4 protein-coding genes are annotated in these 8,887 nt (G+C 42.9%); all 4 read left to right on the forward strand.

The window, feature by feature from the left end:
- The first annotated feature begins 720 nt into the window (after positions 1–720).
- Positions 721–5,295: a hypothetical protein gene (locus tag VLZ86_RS04655; RefSeq protein WP_325449230.1), complete on the forward strand. Its 4,575-nt coding sequence runs from the start codon at positions 721–723 to the stop codon at positions 5,293–5,295.
- Between the two features lie 6 nt (positions 5,296–5,301).
- Positions 5,302–6,789: a CshA/CshB family fibrillar adhesin-related protein gene (locus tag VLZ86_RS04660; RefSeq protein WP_325449232.1), complete on the forward strand. Its 1,488-nt coding sequence runs from the start codon at positions 5,302–5,304 to the stop codon at positions 6,787–6,789.
- On the forward strand, positions 6,789–8,036 hold the full coding sequence (locus tag VLZ86_RS04665) for a gliding motility-associated C-terminal domain-containing protein (protein WP_325449234.1): 1,248 nt from the start codon (positions 6,789–6,791) through the stop codon (positions 8,034–8,036). Before VLZ86_RS04660 ends, VLZ86_RS04665 begins: the two co-directional genes overlap by 1 nt.
- Positions 8,037–8,052: 16 nt before the next feature.
- The coding region (locus VLZ86_RS04670; protein WP_325449236.1) for a type IX secretion system membrane protein PorP/SprF at positions 8,053–8,887 on the forward strand (835 nt) is incomplete at its 3' end.

An 8,887-nucleotide genomic window follows, 5' to 3' on the forward strand; every position in this document is an offset into this window, starting at 1 on the left:
TACAACCACGTGGAGCGCATTACGTGTTGCGTTCCCAAATTCTATCCTAATTCATACTTCGCTCTCAATCTGTATCATGGTTAAGCAAAGCTTTTTACATCAATCTCTCTAAGGTTTGAAATAGAGGAATTGGAGCCCTTTAGAAATTCTTGAATTAATAAGCTGTGATAGTAAAATCCACGCAAATGTTGACTTTCCTCGAGGTTAGAATCAGTGATCTTACCATCTTGAAAGTTGCTGAGGTGATAAAATGTCCATCTAATTCAAAGCTAGGGTGTTGGGAGGTTTATTTATCTTTAGGAATGTCTGCCGAAATCATATTAGAATAGGTGAATTAATGTTACTCCTTTTTAAATTACTTTAATCATAAGGTTCCGAAAATGAAAGATTTTGGAGGAAACACTTATCATAACAAGATGTTAATATTAAAATAAATATTATGTTTGCAGCTCTCAACGTGAGAATTAACTTTCTATTGTTCAGATTCAAAAATAATCCCCATTTTTACACTTAAACGATAAAATATGCTTTTTATCGTGATTATTTGAAAATAAATATTATATTTGCGTTTCTTGTCGATGATATTTGTATTTCGTCGAAATATAGTTAAGGTTCAATTTATTTCGACGGACCCTATGGATGAGAAGGCTCAAATTTAATATTAGTAAACAATACACGTTTTTATAAGTTTCAAAATTTCCATCACAATAACCAATCACTATGAAAAAACTATTACTGTTACTTATCTTAATTACAGGTACTTCCCTTTATGCTCAGGTGGGGATAGGCACAGACATGCCAAATCCTTCCACGCAGTTGGAAATAAAATCCTCCAATCGAGGTATTTTGATTCCGCAGGTACCCCTAACTGGCAACACCGACCAGGCAACCATCAATGCTGGGAACTTGGAAAGCTTATTGGTTTACAACACCAATACCAATGCGACCGTAACTCCGGGATATTATTATTGGTATCAAGGCAGTTGGAAGAGATTGACCACGGAAAGTGATCTGCCAGAACATATTGTTTTATGGGATTTTGCTAATAATCAGTTTACTTACATCGACCAGAATGGCGATGTGCAAGTTATTAATCCTTCTGATTTCCAGACCTTAACATCTCTTAAGCTCAACGCCGATGGCCATACGCTGGATTATGTTGATGAAAATGGAGATTTGAGTAGCATTGGCCTTGAGAGCGTCATTAAGAATTTTGAAACCTTAACGACCATCGTCTCTAACAATGACGGCACGTTCACATTTACAGATGAAGCTGGAGTGACAACCATCGTAGATATCAGCAATCTTGAGACTTTAACCTCTATTGCTCTCAATCCAGACAATGCGCACCTTGATTATACAGATGAACATGGTGTGGTTACCCAATTAGATTTGACTCAGGTTGTTAAGAACTTAGAGACCTTAACCACCATTGTAACTAATGCGGACGGCACCTTTACTTTCACTGATGAAGCTGGTGTTGAAACGGTAATAAACGTAAGCAGTCTTGAAACGCTAACCTCAATCGCTCTCAATGCAGACAATATCCATATTGATTATACAGATGAACATGGTGTGGTTACCGAATTAGATTTGACTCAGGTTGTTAAGAATTTAGAGACCTTAACCACCATTGTAACTAATGCGGACGGCACCTTTACTTTTACGGATGAAGCTGGGGTTGAAACAATAATAAATGTAAGCAGCCTTGAAACACTAACCTCAATCGCTCTCAATCCAGACAATATCCATGTTGATTATACGGATGAAAATGGCTTAGTGACGCCATTGGATTTTACGCAAATTGTTAAGAATTTAGAAACACTTACCACCGTAGTTGAAAATATTGATGGCACATTCACATACATGGATGAGGCTGGAAATACTACGATTATAGATATAAAAAATCTTGAAACCTTAACCACTTTAGTTGATAACGGTGACGGGACAATGACCTTTACGGATGAAAACAATGTTGAAACCATCATTAATTTAGCCAATGGTCCAAAAGGTGACGATGGAAAATCTGCTTTCCAAGTTTGGTTAGATTTAGGAAATACTGGAAACGAAGCTGATTTCATTGCGTCATTAAAAGGCGATGATGGTGCTGATGGTGTTGATGGTGCTATCGGAAATGATGGAGCATCTGCTTATGATTCGTGGATTGCTGCTGGCAATACAGGATCAGAACAAGATTTCTTGGACTCCTTAATTGGAGCTGATGGAAACGGAATTTTATCTATTGTTGATAACGGCGATGGAACCTATACAATTAATTATACTAACGGTGGAAGCTTTACCTCTTCAGACTTAACGGGTCCTAAAGGTGATGATGGAAATTCCGCTTACGATGTGTGGATTGCTAATGGCAATGCGGGGACGGTACAAGACTTTTTGGATTCACTAAAAGGTGTTGATGGACCAGCTGGTGCGAATGGGATTGATGGTAAAACTCCAGAAGTAGGTGCCAATGGAAATTGGTTTATCGATGGTGTTGATACCGGTGTTCCAGCAGCAGGTGCGGATGGTAAATCTGTAACCGTAACTGATAATGGTGACGGAACTGTAACGGTTAGTGATGGAGTAAATGATGTTATCATATCTAAAGGCGCTGATGGTGTTGATGGTGACACTCCGTTAATCGGACCAAACGGAAACTGGCAAATCGGTGGAACTGATACAGGAATCGCTGCAACAGGCGCTGACGGGCAAGATGGTATCGATGGTGCTGATGGAGTGACTCCAGTAATCGGAGCAAACGGCACTTGGGAAATTGATGGTGTTGATACAGGAATCGCAGCACAGGGAGTCGCTGGTGATAAAGGTGATGACGGCTTAGGGATTGCTTCAATCACAGATAACGGTAGTGGAATATTTACAATTACCTATACTGACAATACAACTTATACTTCTCCAAACTTAACAGGTCCGAAAGGTGATGCTGGTGCGGATGGCGCTGATGGCGCTGATGGTGCTTCAGTTACCGTGAGAGATAATGGTGATGATACTGTAACCATTAGCGATGGGACGAATGAAGTTATTATATCAAAAGGAACTGACGGTGTTAACGGTGCTTCTGCTTACGAAATTTGGGTTGCATCTGGAAATACAGGAACCGAACAAGATTTTATCAATTCCTTGAAAGGAGAAGCTGGTGCTGATGGAATTAATGGTACTGATGGTATTGATGGCGTGGATGGGACAAATGGTGTTGACGGGAAATCTGCCTATCAAGTTTGGATAGATGCGGGACATACAGGAAGTGAACAAGATTTTATAAATTCCTTAAAAGGAGAAGCTGGACTTGCTGGCGCAGATGGTGCTGACGGAAAAGATGGCGTTGATGGGCAGGACGGTTCTGATGGTCGTGACGGTGATACTCCAATAATAGCATCAAACGGGAATTGGCAAGTCGGTGGTGTTGATACAGGCATCAAAGCGCAAGGTATCGCTGGTGATAAAGGTGATAAAGGTGATGACGGCGTAGGAATTGCATCAATCACGGATAACGGCAGTGGAATATTTACAATTACCTATACTGACAATACAACTTATACTTCTCCAAACTTAACAGGTCCACAAGGGGAGACAGGTGTTGCCGGTGCGTCTGTAGTCGTAACAGATAATGGTGATGATACCGTCACAATTAGTGATGGTACAAATAGTGTAACTATATCTAAGGGTGTAGATGGTGCAGACGGAGCAACTCCGGAAATCGGAACAAACGGCACTTGGGAAATAGGTGGCATTGACACTGGAATCGCGGCACAAGGACCAGCAGGTACAGATGGACTTGCTGGAAATGGCATTGCTTCTATTACAAATAACGGAGATGGAACCTATACAATTAGTTATACCGATGGAGGAAGTTTTACTACTTCCGACTTAACGGGTCCGGCAGGAACTGACGGAGAAGATGGTGCTGCTGGTAACGGCATTGTTTCCACTCTCAACAATGGTGATGGGACATTTACCATTACCTATACGGATGGAGCCACTTTTACAACCGCTGACTTTACAGGTGCACAAGGCGAACAAGGTCCTCAAGGAATTCAAGGTCCAGCAGGTCCTCAAGGAATACCAGGTGAAAAAGGAGAAACAGGTGATGCTGGTGCTCAAGGTCCAACGGGTCCTCAAGGCGAAGTTGGTCCCGTCGGTCCCCAAGGTCCAGTAGGTCCAGCAGGTCTTCAAGGGATACCAGGTGAAAAAGGAGAAACAGGTGATCAAGGAATCCGGGGCGAGAAAGGCGACCGAGGAGATATGGGTCCAGTAGGTCCACAAGGTGCAGACGGTGCGCCAGGAGCAAAAGGTGATACTGGTTCCCAAGGTCCCGTAGGTCCACAAGGTCCAGCAGGTCCTCAAGGAATACCAGGTGAAAAGGGAGAAACAGGTGATCAAGGAATCCGGGGTGAGAAAGGCGACCGAGGAGATATGGGTCCAGTAGGTCCACAAGGTGCAGACGGTGCGCCAGGAGCAAAAGGTGATTCTGGTTCCCAAGGTCCCGTAGGTCCAATAGGTCCACAAGGTCCAGCAGGTCCTCAAGGTCCTCAAGGTCCAAATGGTGTTGTGGATCCTAAAAATCTAACAGCGGGAGACACTTCCATTACCGTTACAGACGGCACAGGAGCAACACTTATAGATGCCAATATAAGCGTTGCAGACGCTGGGATCACAACCATTAAATTGGCAGATGCAGCAGTAACCTCTGCAAAAGTTCATGCTGATGTTGCTGGTGTTGGCATGGTGAAAAATACAACAACCAATGCCTTGGACGTTCAAGCCAACAACGGATTAAACGTTGATACCACAACAGATGCGGTTCAATTAGGTGGTGCATTAATAAAACCAACGGAAATCAATACAGATGCGACTAACACTTTAGCGGTAAGAGGATTACAGCCGGGCACTTTTCAGGATGACATTGTGGTGATAGACAGAACCTCTGGCGTTATAAAGCAGTTAAAAGCGGCCATGCCAACGTTCTTTTATATGCCGTCTGTAGTTGTTTATACTGCAGCAGATCAAGTGCCGACTGGTGAGACCTTTGGTACTATTGATCTTTATGCTAAATATAATTTGCAGTTTGGTTCGCCCGCTGTGGTAAATCCAGGCGCCACTACTGCCTTACCAGTATTACCAGCCGGTGAGTTGGACTATTTTATCACTTGGTTTGATGAGAGTGTATTTGAAAACGTAACGGTTAGCAATGCTGGAATATTGACCTATACGATCAAAGCTGGTGCAGATGTCACGATGGCTTCCTTTATGAACATTGTATTCTCTGTAAAACCTTAATTAACTATGTACTTTAAAACAAAGCCTATCATATTAGGTATAGCATTTGTATTGCTTGCAACTTTTAACAAGTTGCAAGCACAGTGCTATCCTGATGAAATAGTGACGGCCTCCTTTGCAACTGGGGGATCTAGCCCTTATATTGATGATGTATTATGGTTGACTTGGGGATCTAACAGCCAAACGCTATTCCCTCATGGAAGACATAATCAACCACTTAGTGTGGGGTCAAAATCACGTGCTTCAATCGAACTTGGTAATAACCAATGGCTCTGTATCGAAGCTGAGATTACGGCGATTTCTGGGGGCAACATAAGTTCTTATGCACCAGGGAATTACGAGGGAGATTACCTGGATAATCTTTATAATATTGGAGGGACTGACGGTACCAATCGTTTGGTTTCAGGAATTCAAAACAGAACCACTGGTGGGAATAGTACCATAACTATTGTTTGTAAAGCAACGATAGATGGGGTGCCGATCAGGCTTGCAGGATTGGTGGTAGCAGATGCTGAGTCCTTAGCGCCTACAGAATATATTTATACAACGGCCGATGGCGAATGGACCTTGGTGGAAGTGAAGAAAAATACAGCTTTAGGAGCCTATAACGTTCAAAAAGAAATTGTAAATGTAGGAGGAGTTCCAACTTCACAGAGAACTATGAAGTTTCTTAGAGGAAATGACAAAGAAACAATGGCGGTTTCTTTTTTAAAGTTCAATGAATCTGCCTATAATATGACTGGGAGCAATCCTGATCTTTCTGTGACCGTAGTGGCCACTATTAAAGGAAGTGGATTAACTGCCATTGCTTTGGGTTTATTGCCTCCCGATGTGGATGGCGGAGATGCACCGGAGTCTTATGGGTATCCAATGCACTTGATCCAAAGATTGAACTTTAGCGGGGATGGTATTGCACCAGTCCGTGCAGGAAGTACTGCTGTGACCAATATCAACACCCAAGCTTACCAAACAGGAGGCTTAATTCCTAATGATCAATTAAGTCATTTGGGCAGTACAGCTCCTGATACAGAACGGATTCCGTTATATTCAAATGATGCGATGGGGGATAATAATCATGGCTCTGCGGGAACACTTGAAGAAGATGCGTGGCCAGACGAACACAAAGAATATTCTTATAAGGTGTACGTTCCAAATTCCAAAATCAATGCGACTATACCTTATAGTAGTCGTAGCGATGGTTATATTGCCGGATGGATAGACTTTGATCGAAGCGGTACTTTTGATCCCGATGAAAAAATAGAGGTTTTTGCGCCTTCAACTGGAGGTAATCCAGGCAATGTGGTCATGGAATGGACTGTTCCTCCGTCGCGCGTAGCCTATGGTACATTTATAAGACTGAGACTTTCAGAAACGCCCAATATCAGTCCTACCGAAACGGTAAACACCGGAGAGGTAGAAGATCATAAGCTGCATATTTTAATTCCTGCGGTAACCAATCCCATGATCCATAGTAGAGGAAAATTTAAAAATTAATGATGAAAAATTCTATATTCCATATCAGTATTTTCCTGCTCATTACTTTTAATATGATGGCGCAGACCAGCAATGGAGGCATACTTTACGTCAGTGAAAACACCCAATTCTCAACAGTCGAGCGTTTTGATAACCTCGCCACCGGATCGTATTTTAACGATGGGGATGCATTTATTTACAACCACTTTAATAACGATGGCATCGTAGATTTTCATTTAAATACTGGTTTGACGCGATTCATTGGAAGTTCTGACCAAATGCTCAGTGGCACAAAGATCAGTTACCTCAATAACGTTTATTTCAACAATTCCAGCCATGCAGTGCCCTTCCAACTACTGGGCCACTTAAATATCAGTGGGGAATCCGATTTTTACGCTGGCATCGTGGACAACGACAATTTTGGTGGCGAATTCACTTTCAACACCAATGGTTACCATAGCAATACCTCAGACGACAGCCACGTAGATGGTCCCGTAAATAAAATGGGCGAAGGAGATTTTATCTTCCCCATCGGTGATGGTGGTTACTATCGTTTTGCGGGGATTTCCGATCCTGAGAACGCCAGTGCTTTTTTTGAGGGCAAATACTTTTTTGAGAATTCTGATGCACTTTACCCGCATGCACTTAAAGCTGGTGTGATCAAAGAAATTGACAACCAAGAGTATTGGACCATAGAAAAGAACAGCAGCAGTACCGATAATGGCCTCATCACACTTTCCTGGAGGGATGTGACCACGCCCGCTTCAATGATTGCGGGTGCAGAACTGGGCGACCTCACCATTGTACGCTGGAACGCCGCCACAAACATGTGGGTGGACGAAGGTGGTGCGATAGATCTCGATAACCAGACGGTCACTACGGCGGTCAACGATTATGGGGTGTTTACTTTTGCCCGTGTCAAATCTGATCTTGTGTTGCCGTGCAACATTGTTGTTTATAACTCGGTGACGCCCAATGGCGATGGCAAGAATGATTTTTTCCTGATCGATCTGTCCAACAGCAACCAGTGCGCCAAGAACTTAAAGGTCCAAGTGTTCAACCGTTGGGGGGTCAAGGTTTACGAGACCACAAATTATGGGGTCAACGGGAACGTTTTTGATGGCTTTTCATCTGGACGCCTGACCCTTAAAAATTCTGAAAAATTACCTTTTGGTACCTACTATTATATTCTTGAATATCAATATGGTCTAGAAGCGGAACAAAATTTTCATAAGCAAGCTGGATTTTTATACCTAAGTTCTGAATAACATGAATCGAATTCCTATGACTATTAAAAAATCAAATTTACTTGTACTCGTGCTGTTCGGAAGTCTGCTGTTCATGTTACCCTCTGCCCAGGCACAACAAGACTCTCAGTACACACAATACATGTACAATACCATAAGTGTCAATCCGGCCTATGCAGGATCTCGTGGCTCTTTAAGTATTCTTGGGGTCTATAGAAACCAATGGGTGGGCTTGGATGGTGCCCCAAAAACGCTTAATTTCTCAATGCACTCGCCAATAGGTGTGCGAGGTGTTGGACTAGGGCTTGGTTTTACCAGCGACCAGATCGGTCCTTCCTCGGAGAGCTTGGTCACTGCAGATTTTTCCTATACCATACCCATGGCAAATGACCTGAAACTATCCTTTGGGATGAAGGGCGGAGTCTCCATCTGGGACTTGGACCCTAATAAATTGAATATTTACGATCCTAACGACTATGACCTTAGACAACAGAACAACAGTTCTCCAGTAGTTGGCGTTGGTCTTTATCTCCATACCGAGAAATGGTATATGGGGCTATCATCACCCAATATGTTGCAGACCCAACATTACGACGATGTCCAAGTGTCCACTGCCACCGAAAAAACCCACGTTTATATAATAGGAGGCTATGTGTTTGATATCAATCCGAACTTTAAATTGAAACCGGCCATTTTGGCCAAAGCCGTTGTTGGAGCCCCCTTGGCACTCGATTTTTCGGCGAATGCCCTGTTGAACGATAACCTAACTTTTGGTCTGGCCTATCGCTTGGATGCTGCAGTAAGTGCCCTGGCAGGATTCCAGATCTCAGACCATATCATGATTGGCTATTCCTATGATTACGACACCACAG

Origin of the sequence: Gelidibacter sp. (genome assembly GCF_035515035.1) — a bacterium.
Lineage (GTDB): Bacteria > Bacteroidota > Bacteroidia > Flavobacteriales > Flavobacteriaceae > Gelidibacter.